At 42.8% G+C, this 17278-nt stretch carries 14 protein-coding genes; 2 read left to right on the plus strand and 12 right to left on the minus strand.

The window, feature by feature from the left end:
* Positions 1–334: 334 nt before the first annotated feature.
* The 12 genes from DXB43_RS02710 to truA form a co-directional block, all read right to left on the minus strand.
* Positions 335–1078 (minus strand): CPBP family intramembrane glutamic endopeptidase, encoded by a 744-nt coding sequence (locus DXB43_RS02710; protein ID WP_158567185.1) that lies wholly within the window; start codon positions 1076–1078, stop codon positions 335–337.
* Positions 1065–2528 (minus strand): 2-amino-4-hydroxy-6-hydroxymethyldihydropteridine diphosphokinase, encoded by a 1464-nt coding sequence (gene folK / locus DXB43_RS15685; protein ID WP_330417852.1) that lies wholly within the window; start codon positions 2526–2528, stop codon positions 1065–1067. Before folK ends, DXB43_RS02710 begins: the two co-directional genes overlap by 14 nt.
* The gene (gene folP / locus DXB43_RS02720) at positions 2521–3339 is read right to left on the minus strand and encodes a dihydropteroate synthase (RefSeq protein WP_117946642.1); all 819 of its coding nucleotides are present in this window, start codon (positions 3337–3339) and stop codon (positions 2521–2523) included. The genes folK and folP overlap by 8 nt, the downstream gene beginning before the upstream one ends.
* A 66-nt stretch (positions 3340–3405) precedes the next feature.
* Positions 3406–3912: an HD domain-containing protein gene (locus DXB43_RS02725; RefSeq protein WP_117698166.1), complete on the minus strand. Its 507-nt coding sequence runs from the start codon at positions 3910–3912 to the stop codon at positions 3406–3408.
* A 13-nt stretch (positions 3913–3925) separates the two neighbouring features.
* Positions 3926–4480 carry a GTP cyclohydrolase I FolE gene (folE, locus tag DXB43_RS02730; RefSeq protein ID WP_022242494.1) on the minus strand — a complete coding sequence of 185 codons (555 nt, stop codon included), beginning with the start codon at positions 4478–4480 and terminating at the stop codon, positions 3926–3928.
* Positions 4470–5792 carry a bifunctional folylpolyglutamate synthase/dihydrofolate synthase gene (locus DXB43_RS02735; protein WP_117946644.1) on the minus strand — a complete coding sequence of 441 codons (1323 nt, stop codon included), beginning with the start codon at positions 5790–5792 and terminating at the stop codon, positions 4470–4472. The genes folE and DXB43_RS02735 overlap by 11 nt, the downstream gene beginning before the upstream one ends.
* Before the next feature lies 1 nt (position 5793).
* Positions 5794–8031, minus strand: a complete 2238-nt coding sequence (locus tag DXB43_RS02740) for a DNA gyrase/topoisomerase IV subunit A (protein ID WP_117946646.1) — start codon at positions 8029–8031, stop codon at positions 5794–5796.
* A 95-nt stretch (positions 8032–8126) separates the two neighbouring features.
* Entirely contained in the window at positions 8127–10049 is a 1923-nt protein-coding gene (locus DXB43_RS02745) for a DNA gyrase/topoisomerase IV subunit B (RefSeq protein WP_117840847.1), read from the minus strand.
* A gap of 479 nt (positions 10050–10528) precedes the next feature.
* On the minus strand, positions 10529–11638 hold the full coding sequence (locus tag DXB43_RS02750; RefSeq protein WP_243006626.1) for a DUF1002 domain-containing protein: 1110 nt from the start codon (positions 11636–11638) through the stop codon (positions 10529–10531).
* Positions 11639–11652: 14 nt separating this feature from the next.
* Complete coding sequence (locus DXB43_RS02755) at positions 11653–12591, minus strand: alpha/beta fold hydrolase (protein WP_117946650.1); 939 nt, start codon at positions 12589–12591, stop codon at positions 11653–11655.
* Positions 12592–12713: 122 nt separating this feature from the next.
* Positions 12714–14474, minus strand: coding sequence for a single-stranded-DNA-specific exonuclease RecJ (recJ, locus tag DXB43_RS02760; protein ID WP_117946652.1), 1761 nt, complete (start codon positions 14472–14474; stop codon positions 12714–12716).
* Positions 14475–14493: 19 nt separating this feature from the next.
* Complete coding sequence (truA, locus tag DXB43_RS02765) at positions 14494–15231, minus strand: tRNA pseudouridine(38-40) synthase TruA (RefSeq protein WP_199535078.1); 738 nt, start codon at positions 15229–15231, stop codon at positions 14494–14496.
* 92 nt (positions 15232–15323) lie between these two features.
* On the opposite strand from truA, the gene DXB43_RS02770 reads away from it, so the two are divergent.
* Both DXB43_RS02770 and DXB43_RS02775 read left to right on the plus strand, forming a co-directional pair.
* Positions 15324–16586 (plus strand): peptidoglycan-binding protein, encoded by a 1263-nt coding sequence (locus DXB43_RS02770; protein ID WP_117946656.1) that lies wholly within the window; start codon positions 15324–15326, stop codon positions 16584–16586.
* A 111-nt stretch (positions 16587–16697) separates the two neighbouring features.
* The gene (locus DXB43_RS02775) at positions 16698–17204 is read left to right on the plus strand and encodes a flavin reductase (RefSeq protein WP_117946658.1); all 507 of its coding nucleotides are present in this window, start codon (positions 16698–16700) and stop codon (positions 17202–17204) included.
* The last annotated feature ends 74 nt before the right edge of the window (positions 17205–17278 follow it).

Consider the following 17278-nt stretch of genomic DNA (forward strand, 5'->3'; position numbering starts at 1 on the left):
CTCTTTATTTTCTGTCTTACTTTGTTACCTGCACTCTGCTGCTTTAAAGTGCTTCGTTTTCTGAAATAAGTTTACACCCGCCGCAATATACTTTGCAATAGTTTTTTTCTTGCTATTGTCTGATTATTAGATAATTCATTTTATATTCTTTTATTGTATTTATATTTATTATTTTTTTGCATATAAAAAAGGCTTATCAAAACAATTCAACGTGTTTTTTGTTGAAAATATTTTTTCATAAGCCTTTTGAATTTGCCTGATATTTTAAATTGTGTCTGAATTGTTTCTCTGTTATTCTGGAATTTCTTAGGAAGGTTTTGAGTGTATCTGCTCTTTACTTCTCTTTTCCACCACGGAAAGCCAGCACAAGCAACACCACTATCAGCACGCTCTCCACCACGGTGCATATGACGCTTCCCGTCATGGATGCATCCATGAAATGAAACAGCTTTGTCTCGCTTCGAAGTACCGATACCAGATTCGTTACCATATGGGCTGCCATGGCTGCGCCAAGCCCTTCCTGTTCCATGATGACTGCCAGCAAGAGTCCTACCGCTGTGGCATAAAGGAACTGCACCAGATTAAAATGCATGGCTCCAAATATTACTGCCGATAATACAATTGCCGTCTTCACTCCCAAAAACGCTTTCAAACGCTGGTAAACGATGCCACGGTAAAGAAGTTCCTCTAAGAACGGAATTATGATACAGGTTCCAAGGATTTCTAATGCCAGAGTACTGCCGTAAAAAGCAGCACTTACTTCCTGATAGCTCTGCGATGTTTCTTTTAAGCCGGTATATCCGATAAGATTATTTAACACTACGCCAAATAAGCCTGCAGCTGCTGCAAATAAAATGGTTCGTGGCAGATTTGCCATTTTCCCGCCATCCTCTTTCCGATAGAAAGCATAGATAAAGGGAAATGCTATCACCGTTGCAATAATCTGATAAATCATATAATTCTCATTGGTCATTGTATGCATGAGATTTAACACAAACATCACAACATTTGTTACTACAAAATAAATACCGATGGGATAAATCACTTCCCAGATGCGAAGTAGCTTATAATCTTTCAATATATTCTGCCGCCTCCTCGATACTGTCACAGATTGCCTTTGCACCAGCCTCCTGCAACTCTTCTTTCGTTCCGAATCCATAAGTGATACCGATGCAGTCTATATGTGCTTCTTTGGCTCCTGACACATCAAATCTGGTATCTCCAATCAATACTGCTTCGGTGGTATCATAAATATGCATCCGCTTTATCGTTTCCTGCAGCACCTCATATTTGCTGTCTATTCTGCCATCCATTGTGGCTCCCACCACTTCATCAAAATAGGAGAGGATGTGGAAATGCTCCAAAATACGCCGGCAGGATTCTTCCGGCTTGCTGGATGCCAGTCCGATACGATAGCCTTTTCGCTTGAGAGATTTCAAAGCATCCTCAACGCCATCAAAAAGGCTGCATTCAAAGATACCGGTTGGATGATAACGTTCCCGGTACTTGGCTACTGCCGCTACTGCGGTCTCTTCATCCATGCCATAATGTTCCATAAAAGTATTTTTAAGTGGCGGTCCGATAAAGAATTCAAGCTTATCTGCATCCGGTTCATCAATACCATATGCCTTTAGGGCATACTGGGCACACTTTGTTATTCCTTCCTTGGAGTTGGTAATGGTTCCATCTAAATCAAATAAAACAATGTCTTTTCTGCCCTTCAGTTCCTGTTTCATCTGAAGCACCGTCTTTTTTAACACCGGATGCCAGAGATATGGTGCGATTTCACACAGTGGTTCTAACACAAACAGGCGGTTTGCCATATCAATATGCGGAATCGTAAGTTCCGGGGTAGATATCACTTCATCATCATAAAATAAAATATCAAGGTCTATCGTTCTTGAGCCCCAGCGCATCTTACGCTCCCGGTTGCCATGAGCTTCTATGGCATGAAGCTTCTCCAATAATTCTTCCGGTGTATACAGGGTATGAAGTTCCAGACATCCATTAAAAAATGCGCCCTCCGCCACGCCGCCGTATGGTTCTGTCTCGAGGATATCAGATACCTTTCCTACTTTGCAGTCTTCTAAGTTCCGCAGTTCTTCAACGGCATCTTCAATATATTTTCTCCGGTCGCCCATATTGGAACCAAAGGCAAGATATACCTTATGCCAGCCCCGTTCTATTTCCACTGCCACATCTGATAAAGGCAGTCCCACCGGTGCCCATGGTTTATGTATGGAAAATTTTAATTTCTGAATCAATGGAAAATGCAATAGCACTGCCCGTGCTGTCTGCTCTGCTGCAGCTTCAATCAGCTTATAGGTATGTGTCGTCAGAAATTCTGTTACAAAATGGCTGACTTCTCCATAATTTACCGATTCTGTCAAATCATCCGAATATCCTGCTTTTCTGGTTGGTAAATAAAGTTCCATATTGATTAGAAACTTCTGTCCAAGCTTTGTCTCCTCCGGGAACACTCCATGATTTGCAAATAGCTCAAGATTTTCTATGATAATCTTATCCATGTAATCCTCCATCCCTGATTGCTTCTGCCATCTTAATTGCCTCGGCATTGGCACGCACATTGTGTACGCGGACAAATCCGCAATGTGCCCATACGGCATAAGCACTGGTTACTGCTGTGGCTGTATCACGTTCCTTTGCCGGAACATCCAGCGTCAGACCGATTACCGACTTCCGGGATGTGCCAAGCAGCACCGGATAGCCCAGTTCATTCAGTTCTCCCACGCATCGGATAGCTTCTAAATTATTCTCATAAGTCTTGCCAAATCCTACACCCGGGTCTGTCATAATACCATCTTCACGAATCCCCGCTTCCTTTGCAAGACGTAATGTTTCCCGTAAATCATTTTTCATATCTTCCATAAAGTTCTTATAAACTGCTTCGTTGCGGTTGTGCATCAGACAGCATGCGGCATCATATTTTGCAATCACGCCAGCCATTTTATCATCTGCTTTCAGTCCCCAGATGTCATTTAAAAGATGTGCTCCTGCCGCAAGGTTAGCCTCTGCCACCTTACTTTTATAGGTATCTACGGAAACCGGCACATCAAAACGGCTTACAATTGCTTCTACCACCGGAACAGTACGCTCAATTTCTTCTTCATCAGAAATCTTTGTATAACCCGGTCTTGTGGATTCTCCACCCACATCGATGATATCTGCCCCCTGTTCCATCATTTCTTCTACATGCTTTAATGCAAGGTCTAACTGGTTATAACTTCCCCCATCCGAAAAAGAATCCGGTGTTACATTTAAGATTCCCATTACATAAGTATGATTTGCTGTGTCAAATGTCCGATTGCCTATTCTCATTTTTCTTCTCCTTTTATGCTGTCTGTAGAACCTGCTACCAACAGCTTCTTGCGGATGCCTGGCAGCTTAAAACCAGGTCTCCGGTTTATTTTTCTCTTCTTCACTCCACTTGCAGCTGTCTGCTGCTTCACAGGCAAAGCACATACGGGATGCCTTATCCGCCCATTTCATAAGCTGTGTAAATGCTGTCTGCCATAATTTCTCCCCGTGCAGCTCACTGCAGGTCTCCCTGCGGTGAGCCAGAATTGCCTGGCAGATGATAGCTCCTTTTTCCTTCGGATAGCCTATAGTCGCAAAAATCTCTCCTGCAAATTCGGCAGATGCCGCTGCATGAGAGATTCCCTGTTCATATTCTTTCATACGACCGATATCATGAAGCAGGGCATAAAGATATATCATCTCTTCATCCAAACCAAGCTGCTCCTTTAAATTGCGAATCTGTGCCAGCCGTGCCACATCCATAAAATGTTCCATATTATGTCTGCAATAGATTCTGTCCGCTTCCAGACGGGCAATTTTCTTTACGTTTTCCCGGTATTGCTCCTGATGCAAAAGTCTTACTACATATTCCATTTCATCACCATATCTAACGCACCATCTGGAAAAATTTATTTACCAGACGCTCATCCTCATTAAAGATACCACGGGTCACATAAGTAACCGTCCTGCTGCCCGGCTTCTTAATACCACGCATCGTCATACACATATGCTCTGCTTCCATCATGACCATGACACCCTTCGGCTTTAACTGCTCCATCAGTGCATCTGCCACCTGTGCCGTAAGCTGCTCCTGAATCTGAAGCCGTCTTGCATAGATTTCCACGGTTCTTGCCAGCTTGCTGATGCCGACTACTTCTCCATTTGGAATATAAGCAACGTGGGCTTTCCCATAAAATGGAAGCATATGATGCTCACAGGTAGAATAAAAAGTAATATCCTTTTCTACTACCATCTCATTATTGCTGGCATGAAATCTTTTCTTTAAAGGCTCTGCGGCATCCATGTCCATTCCGCCAAAGATTTCTTCATACATCCGTGCAATACGATCCGGAGTCTCAAGTAATCCCTCCCGGTTCACATCTTCGCCAATGCCTTCTAATATCAGTCGTACACCTGCTTCCACTTTCTCTTTATCTATCATTCTTCTGTCCTTCCCGATACTGTATGACAGCCTGCTTTGCCTCTGCAAGATATGACAGGGAGCCAAATATCAGCACCACATCTTCTCCCGAGCTCTCAGCAATTGCATGTCTTACCGCATCTTCAATCAAAGGTTCTGTTATTACTGTTTGATAGCCTGCTGCCTTCGCTTCCTCTGCCAGCTTCTCTGCCGGAAGTGCCCTGTCATTATGCGGCGTTACCGCATATACAGTTTCCGAATAAGGACGCATTATCTTTAAAATCTTCTCATGTGCCTTATCAGCAAGCACCCCTATTATATAGGTTATCTTACGATTTGTAAAACAGTTTTCCAGCGTTTTTGCAAGTTGCAGTGCTGCGCCCTCATTATGGGCACCATCCAGAATGCATAATGGTTCCTCTAAAACACGTTCAAAGCGCCCATTCCAGCAGACCTTCTGAAAGCCATTTTGTATCACAGATAAGGTAAGCTGCGGAAATGTTTTCTCTTTCAATACTTCTATTACTTTAAGCGCACAGGCTGCATTGGCTGCCTGATAGGCACCGGTCAACGGGAGTCTTATCTTCCACTGTGAATTATCTTCTCTTACATAATCAAACTGCATTCCATTCATATCATACAAAAGATTTCTTATGGCATCCTTCTTCGGCTGGTACAGCTGTGCTTTAAGCCGCTCTGCCTCCTTGACAAGAACCTCTTTCACAGCATCTTCCTGCCAGGCAGATACCACCGGGCAGTTCTCTTTTATGATTCCAGCCTTTGCAGATGCAATCTCTGATAACGTATTTCCCAGGAACTGCATATGATCCATGCTGATAGAAGTAATGACACTGCAAATGGGATGGGTAATCAGATTGGTTGCATCCTCTCTTCCCCCCATGCCGGTTTCCAATAACACCACATCACAGGCTTCTTCTTTAAAATATAAAAACGCTGCTGCAGTCTCCACCTCAAAGGAGGTCGGATGCGGAAGTCCTTTTTCTGTCAGTGTAAGACAGGCTGTCTTTACTTTTTCCATCAAGGCAGCGTATGCTTCTTCGGAAACTGCTTTTCCGTTTATCTGCCAGATTTCCCGATAGGAAAAGACTGCCGGGGAACTATATCTGCCTACCTTTAAGCCGGCTTCTTCCAATACTGCCTGAAGCATTGCTCCAACGGAACCTTTTCCGTTAGTTCCTGCAATGTGAATAATAGATAAGTCTTCCTGCACATTGCCCAATTCTTTCATCAGTGCCCGGATACTGTCCAGTCCTAATATACTGCCATATTTTTTTGTTTCTTCTACAAATGCAAGTGCCTGCTGATATGTCAATTTATTTCTTTACTCCTTTGGTTGCACGGTTTCCAATATGAAGCCGGTTCAATGCAATTTCTTTATCTTTTACCATGACCACTGGCGGTTCTTCCTCACCCAGTGCATAGATGTTGGTCAGTTCATCCCCTGCTGCAAGCTTCATTCCGCAGACTCCGATTGCTCCCTTCTTCTTCTCAGGAATCGTATCTGCTGCAATCCTAAGGAACATGTCCTTTGCCGACTGCATAACAATAGTCATATTTTCTTCTACCGGTGCTACGAATATAACTGCATCATCATCTGCAAGCTTCGTGGCAGCTGTGGTACGTTTTGCTACGTCAAATTCTTTTCCATCCACCTGTTTTAACATGGCTGTCTTCGTTCCAAATAAAAGCTTCTGCGTACACAGTGCTGCCAGATCCGTGATATAAATCAACTGCTCTTTAGAGCTGTCATAATTACTTACATTATCAATCGGCTGTCCCTTGTCACGGAATTTTCCAAACGGCAAATCGACTACCTTCAGCAGATGCATCTGTCCGGTATTGGTAAAGATGCAGATTTTTCCGGTATTCATACAATGAAGTACATAACGGTTCTCGCTGTCTGCTGCTTCTTTGTTACGCTCATAAGCCGCCACATCAATGGTCTTCGCATAGCCAAAACGATCCATCAAGAAGACTACTTCCATCTCTTCCATCTTCTTTTCTTCATAAACGGCAGCTTCCACATTGTCGATATAGGTACGGCGTTCTCTGGAATAGTTTTTCTTAAGACCATCTAATTCCTTCATAATTACCTTCGCCATTGTACTGCGGTTGGTAAGAATATCTTCGTATTCTGCGATATTCTTTAATGTGGTATTATGCTCATCCATCAATGCTTCCACTTCCAGACCAATCAGCTTATAGAGGCGCATCTCTAAAATTGCTGTTGCCTGACGTTCTGTAAAGTTTAACTTTGAAGCTTTCTTTTCGGATTCTTTTGTCTTGAATTTAATATTTTCTGTTACACCGTTCATCAGGCAGTTTTTCGCATCCTTGATATTACGGCTTCCTCTTAAGATTTCAATAATTAAATCAATGACATCGCAGGCACGGATTAAGCCTTCCTGAATCTCTTTCTTATCCAGTTCTTTTGCCAGTAATGTCTTATATTTTCTGGTAGCAAGCTCATACTGGAACTTTACATGGTGGCGGATAATCGGAACCAGTCCCAGAGTCTCCGGTCTTCCGTCTGCTACTGCCAGCATATTGACACCAAAAGTATCTTCTAATTTTGTCTTCTTATAAAGGAGATTGCAAAGATTCTGTGCATCTGCTCCTTTTCGAAGTTCAATAACAATGCGGATTCCCTCCTTGGATGACTGATTGGAAATATCCACAATATCATTTGTCTTCTTGGTCTCAACCAGACTGTAGACATCATTTAAGAATTTTCCAATATTGGCTCCAATCATGGTGTATGGAATTTCCGTAATAATCAGGCGCTCTTTTCCGCCTTTTACTGCTTCAATCTCTACTTTTCCACGAACCTTAATCTTACCGATTCCAGTCTCATAAATGGAAAGCAGTTCGTCCTGGTTGGTCACAATTCCACCGGTCGGGAAATCCGGTCCCTTGATATATTTCATCATTTCTTCCGTTGTAATATCCGGATTCTTCATATATGCTTTGACACCATCAATAACTTCGCCAAAATTATGTGGTGGAATGCTGGTTGCCATACCAACGGCAATACCCTCTGCTCCGTTTACCAAAAGGTTCGGCACCTTTACCGGAAGTACTTCCGGTTCTTTTTCTGTCTCGTCAAAGTTTGGCACAAAATCTACTACATCTTTATCTAAATCTGCCAGATACGCTTCCTGGGTAATCTTCTGCAGACGCGCCTCGGTATATCGCATCGCAGCCGCTCCGTCTCCTTCAATGGAACCAAAGTTACCATGACCATCTACCAGTGGCAGTCCCTTCTTAAATTCCTGTGCCATTACCACCAGTGCATCATAAATGGAGCTGTCACCATGCGGATGATATTTACCCATGGTATCTCCCACGATACGGGCACATTTACGATAAGGTTTATCATAACGGATGCCAAGTTCGTGCATATCATAAAGTGTTCTTCGCTGTACCGGCTTCAGACCATCTCTGACATCCGGCAGTGCTCTTGCGATAATAACACTCATGGCATAATCGATATAAGATTTCTGCATTACTTCCGAATACTCGGTGCGGATAATCTGCTCTTTCGTTTCCATAATCTATCCAATTCCTTCCTGATTTTCTGCTTCTATCATTTCCCATACATCCATAAAAATATGCTGTCAGCAATTCCTTACGGATTCATAGAAATTTATATGTCAAGTTCTGCGTCCTTTGCATTATCATAGATGAATTTACGACGCGGCGGTACATCTGTTCCCATCAGCATCTCTGTTACATCCGATGCCATTCTGGCATCTTCGATTTCTACCTGTTTTAACATTCTTGTTTCCGGATTTAAGGTTGTCTCCCAAAGCTGCTGTGCGTCCATCTCTCCAAGACCTTTGTAACGCTGCAGTGTAAAGGAGCCTTTGTGCGTCTTACGATAGCGGGCAAGGGCGGCATCATCATAAAGATATTCCTCTTCTCCCTTAGTTGGCATCGCCTTATACAAAGGCGGCATCGCAATATAGACATGTCCTTCGTAAATCAGTTCCGGCATAAACCGGTAAAACAAAGTCAGAAGCAGCGTTGAAATATGTGCTCCATCCACATCCGCATCTGCCATGATAATTATCTTATCATAACGAAGCTTGCTGATATCAAAGTCATTTCCATATCCTTCGGAAAATCCGCAGCCAAATGCATAAATCATGGTTTTTATCTCTGCATTAGCCAATACTTTATCAATACTTGCTTTCTCTACATTTAATATCTTTCCACGAATCGGAAGAATCGCCTGGAACATTCGGTTTCTTGCAGTCTTAGCAGAACCACCCGCAGAATCTCCCTCAACGATAAAGATTTCACATTTGGAGGCATCACGGCTTTCGCAGTTGGCCAGTTTTCCATTGGAATCAAAGGAGAATTTCTGCTTGGTTAAAAGATTGGTTTTCGCTTTCTCTTCTGTCTTACGGATTTTTGCTGCTTTTTCTGCACATCCGATAATTGCCTTTAAAGTATCCAGGTTACGGTCAAAGTACATCTGAATTTCATCATTGGTTACTTTTCCGGTGGCTCTTGCCGCATCCTGGTTATCAAGCTTGGTTTTCGTCTGCCCCTCAAATCTTGGGTCCGGATGTTTCACAGAAATAACAGCAGTCATTCCATTTCTTACGTCTGTTCCGGTAAAATTTGCATCCTTTTCCTTTAAGATGCCAAGCTCTCTTGCATAGGAATTAATCACCTGGGTAAAGGTTGTCTTAAAACCGGTCAGATGGGTTCCGCCCTCTGCATTGTAAATATTATTACAAAAGCCCAGCACATTCTCATGGAATTCTGTTGTATACTGGAATGCCACTTCAACAGAAATGCCCTCAGATTCTCCTTTATAATAAATGACATCATGGAGACATTCATTATTCTGATTCATCTCTTTTACAAATCCAATGATTCCATCCGGCTCATGATATTCAATATGTTCTACTTCTTCCCCGCGTCTATCTTCATAAATAATAGTTAAAGCAGGATTTAAATATGCAGTCTCATGGAGACGGCTCTTTACTTCATCCTCTTTAAATCTTGTCTTTTCAAAGATTTCCGGGTCCGGCAGGAAATTAATCTTTGTTCCGGTCTTTTTCGTCTTTCCAATTGTCGGCAGCAGTCCGTTTACCAGCTCTACCGTTGGCACGCCACGCTCATAGCGGTCATGATGCACATAACCATCTCTGCTTATTTCTACATCCATATAAGTAGAAAGTGCATTCACAACAGAGGAACCTACTCCATGAAGACCACCGCTGGTCTTATATGCTGCATTATCAAATTTTCCGCCGGCATGCAGAGTAGAAAATACCACACGGGCTGCCGATACGCCCTTCTTATGCATTCCCACCGGAATTCCCCGTCCGTTATCTTCTACGGTACAGGAGCCATCTGCCTCTAATGTAACACGGATGGTATCACATACACCAGCAAGATGCTCATCTACCGAGTTATCCACAATTTCATATATTAAATGGTTCAATCCTTTTCTTGAGACACTTCCAATATACATTCCCGGTCTCTTCCGGACAGCTTCCAGTCCTTCCAGTACGGAAATACTGCTCGCATCATATGTTTCCTGTTTCGCCATTGTTCCATTCCTTTCTTTCTAAAAACTGCTTCAAAAGAAGCCCTGCGGCTAGTATAACACATGGAGATTTTTTTGGCAAACATGTGTTTTCTATTTTGTTTGATCAGGAAGGAAATGGGCTTCTCATATATTTTATTTGGCAAATTGGTCAAAAGCATATCTATTTGTTCCACTGTATGCAAATAAGATGTTCTAAATGTACCTGATTAAATATAGAAATATCACGCAACCGTCCTAAACGAGCCATCCGGGCTCTTTAGGACTCATTCTGACATCCATGTCAGAATGTTGCTGTATCATGGCAGGTACATTAAGAACTTCTAATTTGCTTCCAAAGTCACAAATAGATATGTTTTTGTACAATTTTGCCATATCCAAAATTTGATTTCTCCATTTGGCACCTGATCTTTCAAAAAAAACAACTACCGGGTGAACCGGTAGTTGTCTGAAATCTCTTTTATAAAATTGTCCTGTCTTATTTAATTGAACAGATTCTTAAAGAAATCTGCAATAGAGGAAAACAGGTTGGAGAAAAAGCTTCCTATCTTATCAAAGATGCCGTCTGCACCAAGGTTTTCAATCTTGTCATAAATGGATTTCGCCTGATTTACAAGGCTGTCTACATCAAGATCCAGATTGCCAATCTTCTTTAACAGGTCTAATAACTGCTCTTTCTGCTCTTCTGTCAGTGCAACATCAAATTTATCTGCTGCTTCATCAATGGCATCACGGATACTTGCATCATCCGTAAGATTGTTTTCTGCCATCTGCTGTTTTAAGTATGCAACCAGTCCTTCTACGGATTCTGCATCTGCACCAGTGCTGCTCTCTAACTGTCCGGTTAAAACCAGCTCATTTAATGCAGTATCTACATTTTCCTGTGGAAGCTCTTTACCAGTCATTTCCTGATATGCTTTAAATACACCAACCAACGCAGCGGTTCCGGAAATATTTTTCGGTCCTGCTACAATGATATCTGCATCTTCAATCCCTGCTGTTACCAGTGCATTTTTATACATACCAACGGTACAATAAGAAATATTCTTTGTGGAAATGTTGATTCCATTTCCTTTATCTTTCTTTACGATTACTACAGAAGACCAGGATTTACTTCCAATCTGTGAAGATGGAATATATGCATCCAGATACTGGTGTTCTTCGGAATTGTTTACTGTAACTACATCATAATTATCAAGCTGTGCAGGATCAATGCCCATCAGACTTAATACTGTATTCTTCTGCTCCTCAGACAGATCAGCACCCAGTGCCAGATATGGTTTATCGCTTTCTTTGATCACGACATTGTCATCTGCCTTATCTTCTGCCGCTGCCGGATTATCTGCAGCTGCTCCACTTTCCGGAGTGCCGGCTGCTGCTCCACTTTCCGGAGTGCCGGCTGCTGCTCCATTATCTGTATTGGCTGCTGCATCGGAACCGTTGTTCTCTCCGCCTGCTGCAGTACCATTTTCCGATGATGTCTCTGTAGACAGTGTTCCTGTCACTTCTGCTGCGGATGCCTGAAATGGTACTCCAAGAAACAGCATACATGCCAATCCCATTCCCATTATTTTTTTGATATGTTTTTTCATTTTTTCCTCCTTTTTCAGGCAAGATGAACATTCATCCATGCCAGAATATCATGATATACAACATCACGGTCTGTCTCATTTAAGATTTCGTGACGGTCGTTGTCATATAATTTCCAGGTAATATCCTCTTTGCCGGCTGCGTCAAATTTATTATATACCTTCTTTACGCCGCTGCCGCAGCCGCCCACCGGATCCATTGCTCCCGACACAAAGAATAACGGAAGACTCTTTGGAACTGCTTCAATATTTTCCTGCTGGTTGTCAAATAGAACTGCCTCAAACAGTCCCATATAAGCATTTACCGTAAATACAAACGTGCATTTCGGGTCTGCATAATAGGTTTTTACTATTTCTTCATCCTTGGTCAGCCAGCTATTGGAAGCATCTTTTCCTGTCAGGTCAAACTGATGATAGTATTTATCATAAGATAATTTCTGTAATAATTTACTTCTGTGATGCCAGCCGAAAAATGCTGCCTGCAGCTTTGCAATAAACATGGCAAGCTTTGTGGTATTGTCCGGAATACAGCCGGTTCCCATAATTATAGCACCGGTAAGCCCCTCTCCATGTATCGCAAGATATTTCCGAAGCATATACGAACCCATGCTGTGTCCCAACATAAAATAAGGCACACCCGGATGCTCTTTCTGCGTCATCTCCCGGAGTGTATGCATATCAGCAACCACCGTATCGCTGGGATGCTCTGCAAAAAATCCCCATTCATCCTTAGATACAACGGATTCGCCGTGTCCGATATGATCATGACCTACCACCAGAAAACCATTGTCATTTAAAAATTCTGCAAAAGCCCGGTAGCGCTCAATATATTCCACCATACCATGTGTTATCTGTAAAACTGCACGATACTTTCCATCTTCCGGAGTCCATCGTACTGCATGAACTGTGGTTCGCCCATCTGCGGAAGGGAAAGAAAACACTTCCTCTTTCGTCATATAATATACCCCCTGTATGTTATAAATCCCTTATATTTTACAATGATTCTGCACTTTTTACAACCGAAGCGTCCTGCAAAAACCATAATACTCTATTAAATTTTTCTTAAATCCCTAAAGTTTTACCTAAAACGCCGTATTATTGCCTGTACACTTTCTCTTCCACTGTAAGTGTCCACTGCCGGCTCATAAACGGCTGCAAACTGTATGCTGTTTTCTTTTCCATGCATAGCTGCATCCACTTCTTCACTGCCAAACTTTTCACTGAGAAATGTAAGAAATTTTTCCACTTCTCCAAAATAGACTCCTGCCACCGGATTCCCCTTTGAATCCAACAAATGAAGCTTTAACACATTCCGGTTTACGCCCACTATACCGGCTCTCGTAATCTTAATATTACGGTCTGCAAATACCGGTTTGGTATTGGACTTTCCGCAAGGCTCCAGCACACTTAACTGCCGGATGGTATCTACCGTAAAATAGGACATCGGAAGCACCGCATCCAGCCTTACCACCTCTGCCATATCTTCTTCAGAAAGTTCTGCCTTCTGATTAAGCTGTTCCCGCAATTTATCAATATCTTCTTCCCGCATGGAAAGTCCTGCTGCCATAGGATGTCCGCCATATTTTGTAAACAGCTCCGCCACTTCCGTCATTTTATCAAACATGGAATAGGCTTCGATGGAACGACCGGAGCCTTTGACTCCTTCTTCTCCTCTGGTCAGTACAAATACCGGTCTCTGATAGGCTTCCCGGATTCTTCCGGCAATGATTCCCGCAAGACTCTCATGGCATTCCGGAAGGTAAACCACTAATACTTTATCTTTTTCCCTGCCTTCCTTTCCAATCTGTTCCAATGCCTTCTGTGTCTCCTGCTGTGTCATATATTTCCGGCTTTCGTTAAGCTCCACCAATTCGTCTGCCAGTGCGGAAGCCTTTACTTCATCCCGCTCAAGCAGCAGCTCCAGGGAACGTTTTGCCGTATCCAGTCTGCCGCTGGCATTGATACATGGTCCCAATACAAAGCCGATATGATATGCACTCAACGGCTTGTCAGAAAGCTTGTTTTTTGCAATCAACGCTTTCATTCCGGGATTCTTCGTATGCTCTAACGCTTTTAACCCAAGCTTTACCAAAATACGGTTCTCTCCGGTTAAGTCCATGACATCCCCCACCGTTGCAAAGCCTGCATTTTCAATAAAAATATCCGCTTCTTCCACCGGAATATCCATTCTCTCATAAAGCACCTGCACCAGCTTCCACGCCACTACTGCTCCGCAGATTCCTTTGCAGGGATACGGACAATCCGCCTGCTTGGGATTTACAATGGCATCCGCATTGCTCCGTAGAAATTCCTTTCCCTGTTCTGTATTACGATAAGGAATCTCATGGTGGTCTGTTACCACAACGGTCATTCCTTTTTCCTTTGCAAAATTAATCTCGTTGATTGCAGCAATTCCATTGTCACAGGTAATCAAAAGTTCTTTTCCATCGGACAATGCCTGCTCGATTAAATGCTCATTGATTCCATAACCATCTTTCATCCGGTCCGGGATTGCAGCATCCACATTGCCGCCGCACCGGCGGATTCCCTCTAACAAAATATAGGTTGCATTGACACCATCAATATCATAATCACCAATGATACGCATGGCCTTTTTCCCTGCAATGCCCTCTGCAATAATTTCTGCAGCTTTATCCGCATCCTTTAATAAATGTGGATTATGTAATGCCTCTTTTCCACCATACAAATATTCTGTAATTTCTTTTTCATCTGTTATATCCCGGTTTCTTATAATCCGGGCAATCAGCGGGTCAATTCCATATTTCTTTGCCATTTCCATGAAATTGCCGCCTTTTCTGATTTCAATCCATTTCTCCATGAAGCTTTCTCTGCCTTATCTATTCGTATTCTACATTCACAAGCACCAGTCCCTTTGCTGCTGCCATTGTTCCTGCCAGACTGCGGTTTCTGCCCTCTAATATTTCTTTCATCTCACAAACTTCCTGCTTTCCCGTTCCAACTTCTAACAGTGTTCCAGTAAGGATACGCACCATATTCTGTAAAAATCCATTTCCGGTAAAATATATGTCAAGTTCATCCGTTTTCTCTTCCAAGCGAATCTCATAAATCGTCCGCACTGCCGATTTTTTGAAATGACGGTTGCCACAAAACGAAGTAAAATCATGCGTTCCAAGCAACACTTCAGCTGCTGCCTTCATTTTGTTAATATCCAGGTTTTCTGCCACCGGTGTTACATATTTTCTCCGAAATACATCCGGCTTCTCTCCTAAGAAAATGCGATAACAATAAGTCTTTTTTATAGCGTTTAATCTGCTGTGAAACCGGAGCGGTACTTCGGATACCTCCAATACCACAATATCCTCCGGCAGATACTGGTTGCAATACCTCTTTATCTCTTCCGGTTCATATGCACTCTGAAGTTTAAAATTTGCCACCTGTCCCATGGCATGCACGCCCGCATCCGTTCTTCCGGAGCCATGTATCTCTATTTCTTCCCCTGTCATTTTCTCCAATACCGACTGCAGCTTTCCCTGAATGGTCTGCTCTGTATTTCCCTGCACCTGCCATCCGCTGTATCTGCTGCCATCGTATTGCAATATCATTTTATAATTTATCATGTTTTCTCTCCATTCATTCTGCAACAGTATAACACGTTTTCCCGCTTTCCGGCATATACTTTATGGAATAAATATCATGAGGTTTCCATATGTCAAACCTTTCTTATATGCAAAAAACCACGGACATGGGGCAACTGCGGATTCATGTCACCACAGAGCATGGCTTTTTCCCTATTAAAGATGCCTCCATCCGTCTTTCCTATACGGGAAATCCTACTGAAATCATTGAAGAACTATCAACTGACATTTCCGGTCAGACTGCAGCAGTTGAACTGCCGGCTCCCCCCTTAGAATATAGCATGGAACCTTCTGAATTCCAGCCTTACTCGGAATATACCATTCAGGTAAATGCGTCCGGCTACCGTCCCATCAACATTTCCGGAATCTCCGTTCTGCCGGATAAAACTTCCATCCAAAATGTCCGGATGGAAACTGCCACCGTGGAAAATCCTCCGGAACGAAATATTGTTATTACTGCCAACACTCTCTATGGGAATTTTCCGCCGAAAATCCCAGAGGATGAAATCAAGCCGATGAATGAAAGCGGCGAAATTGTCTTAAGCCGTGTTGTCATCCCGGAATATGTCATTGTCCATGACGGACCGCCAAGCGATTCTTCCGCCAACGACTACTATGTCCGCTACAGGGATTACATCAAAAATGTTGCCTCCAGCGAAATCTATGCTACCTGGCCGGATGCAGCTCTCCGTGCAAATATTTTAGCCATTATGTCCTTTACCCTGAACCGGGTGTATACGGAGTGGTACCGGAACAAAGGCTATGATTTTACCATTACTTCTTCCACCGCCTTTGACCACAAATTTGTCTACGGCAGAAACATCTTTTCCAACATTTCCAATATCGTCGATGAGATGTTTAATAGCTACCTTTCCCGCCCGAACGTCCGCCAGCCGATTCTGACCCAGTACTGTGACGGGCAGCGGGTAAGCTGCCCGAACTGGATGACACAGTGGGGTTCGAAATACTTAGCAGACCAGGGGTATTCCACCATTGAGATTCTGCGCTACTATTACGGCAGCAGTATGTATATCAACACGGCGGATGAAATCAGTGGTGTACCTGCTTCCTGGCCGGGCAGCAACCTTGAGATTGGTTCTACCGGGGATAAGGTGCGGATGCTGCAGGAGCAGCTGAACCGGATTGCACGTAACTATCCTGCGCTTCCGACTATTACCGTGGATGGCATTTATGGTCCTGCCACCAAAGCTGCCGTAGAAAAATTCCAGTCCATCTTTGGGCTTCCAGTTACCGGAATTGTGGATTTCCGTACCTGGTACCGTATTTCCGAAATTTATGTGGCAGTTTCCAGAATTGCAGAATTGTATCAATAAATTTCATAACTTAAACCTTTTCTGGAATTCTTTTTACCGCAAACCCATAGTAATTATAAAAATACAATGCTATACTAAATGCATATTACGAATTTACTGGAGGGAAAAATAATGCATACATTTCAACCATATCCAATTGACCTTATGGAAATGAATCCATTTACTAAAATCGGCAAAGAATGGATGTTAATCACAGCAGGTGATGAGAAGAAAGCAAATACAATGACTGCAAGCTGGGGCGGTGTTGGTGTCCTCTGGGGCAAAAATGTTGTCTACATCTTTGTAAGAGATACACGCTATACCAAAGAATTTATTGATAATGGAGAGACATTTTCACTGACCTTTTTAGATGAGTCCAATAAAGGAGCTTTAAAATATCTTGGAGCTGTTTCCGGACGTGATGAAAATAAAATTGAAAATGCAAGAATGCATCTTGATTACTGCAAGGACACACCTTATATTGACGAAGGAAATCTGGTATTTATCTGTCGTAAATTATCTGCTACAAAGATGACTCCGGACCAGTTTATTGATTCTTCTATCGAAAGCAGCTGGTATGCCGATGGCAACCTTCACACCATGTATGTAGGTGAAATCTTAGAAGTACTTGCCCGCTAAGCTACTTGCGTAAATAGCCCGGCGGCGGTTCTTTTCAGACTCATCTAAAAAGGAACCACTGCCGGGCATTTTTT

This window comes from Roseburia sp. OM04-10BH (assembly GCF_003462605.1).
GTDB lineage: Bacteria > Bacillota > Clostridia > Lachnospirales > Lachnospiraceae > Roseburia_C > Roseburia_C amylophila.

Bases quoted from the DNA above. Each gene is read 5' to 3' on its own strand.
- folE (WP_022242494.1), bottom strand. From the start codon at position 4,480: ATGATAGATAAAGAGAAAGTGGAAGCAGGTGTACGACTGATATTAGAA.
- DXB43_RS02745 (WP_117840847.1), bottom strand. From the start codon at position 10,049: ATGGCGAAACAGGAAACATATGATGCGAGCAGTATTTCCGTACTGGAA.
- DXB43_RS02770 (WP_117946656.1), top strand. From the start codon at position 15,324: ATGTCAAACCTTTCTTATATGCAAAAAACCACGGACATGGGGCAACTG.
- DXB43_RS02740 (WP_117946646.1), bottom strand. From the start codon at position 8,031: ATGGAAACGAAAGAGCAGATTATCCGCACCGAGTATTCGGAAGTAATG.
- folP (WP_117946642.1), bottom strand. From the start codon at position 3,339: ATGAGAATAGGCAATCGGACATTTGACACAGCAAATCATACTTATGTA.
- DXB43_RS02775 (WP_117946658.1), top strand. From the start codon at position 16,698: ATGCATACATTTCAACCATATCCAATTGACCTTATGGAAATGAATCCA.
- DXB43_RS02755 (WP_117946650.1), bottom strand. From the start codon at position 12,591: ATGACGAAAGAGGAAGTGTTTTCTTTCCCTTCCGCAGATGGGCGAACC.
- recJ (WP_117946652.1), bottom strand. From the start codon at position 14,474: ATGGAGAAATGGATTGAAATCAGAAAAGGCGGCAATTTCATGGAAATG.
- folK (WP_330417852.1), bottom strand. From the start codon at position 2,528: ATGGATAAGATTATCATAGAAAATCTTGAGCTATTTGCAAATCATGGA.
- DXB43_RS02725 (WP_117698166.1), bottom strand. From the start codon at position 3,912: ATGGAATATGTAGTAAGACTTTTGCATCAGGAGCAATACCGGGAAAAC.
- DXB43_RS02750 (WP_243006626.1), bottom strand. From the start codon at position 11,638: ATGAAAAAACATATCAAAAAAATAATGGGAATGGGATTGGCATGTATG.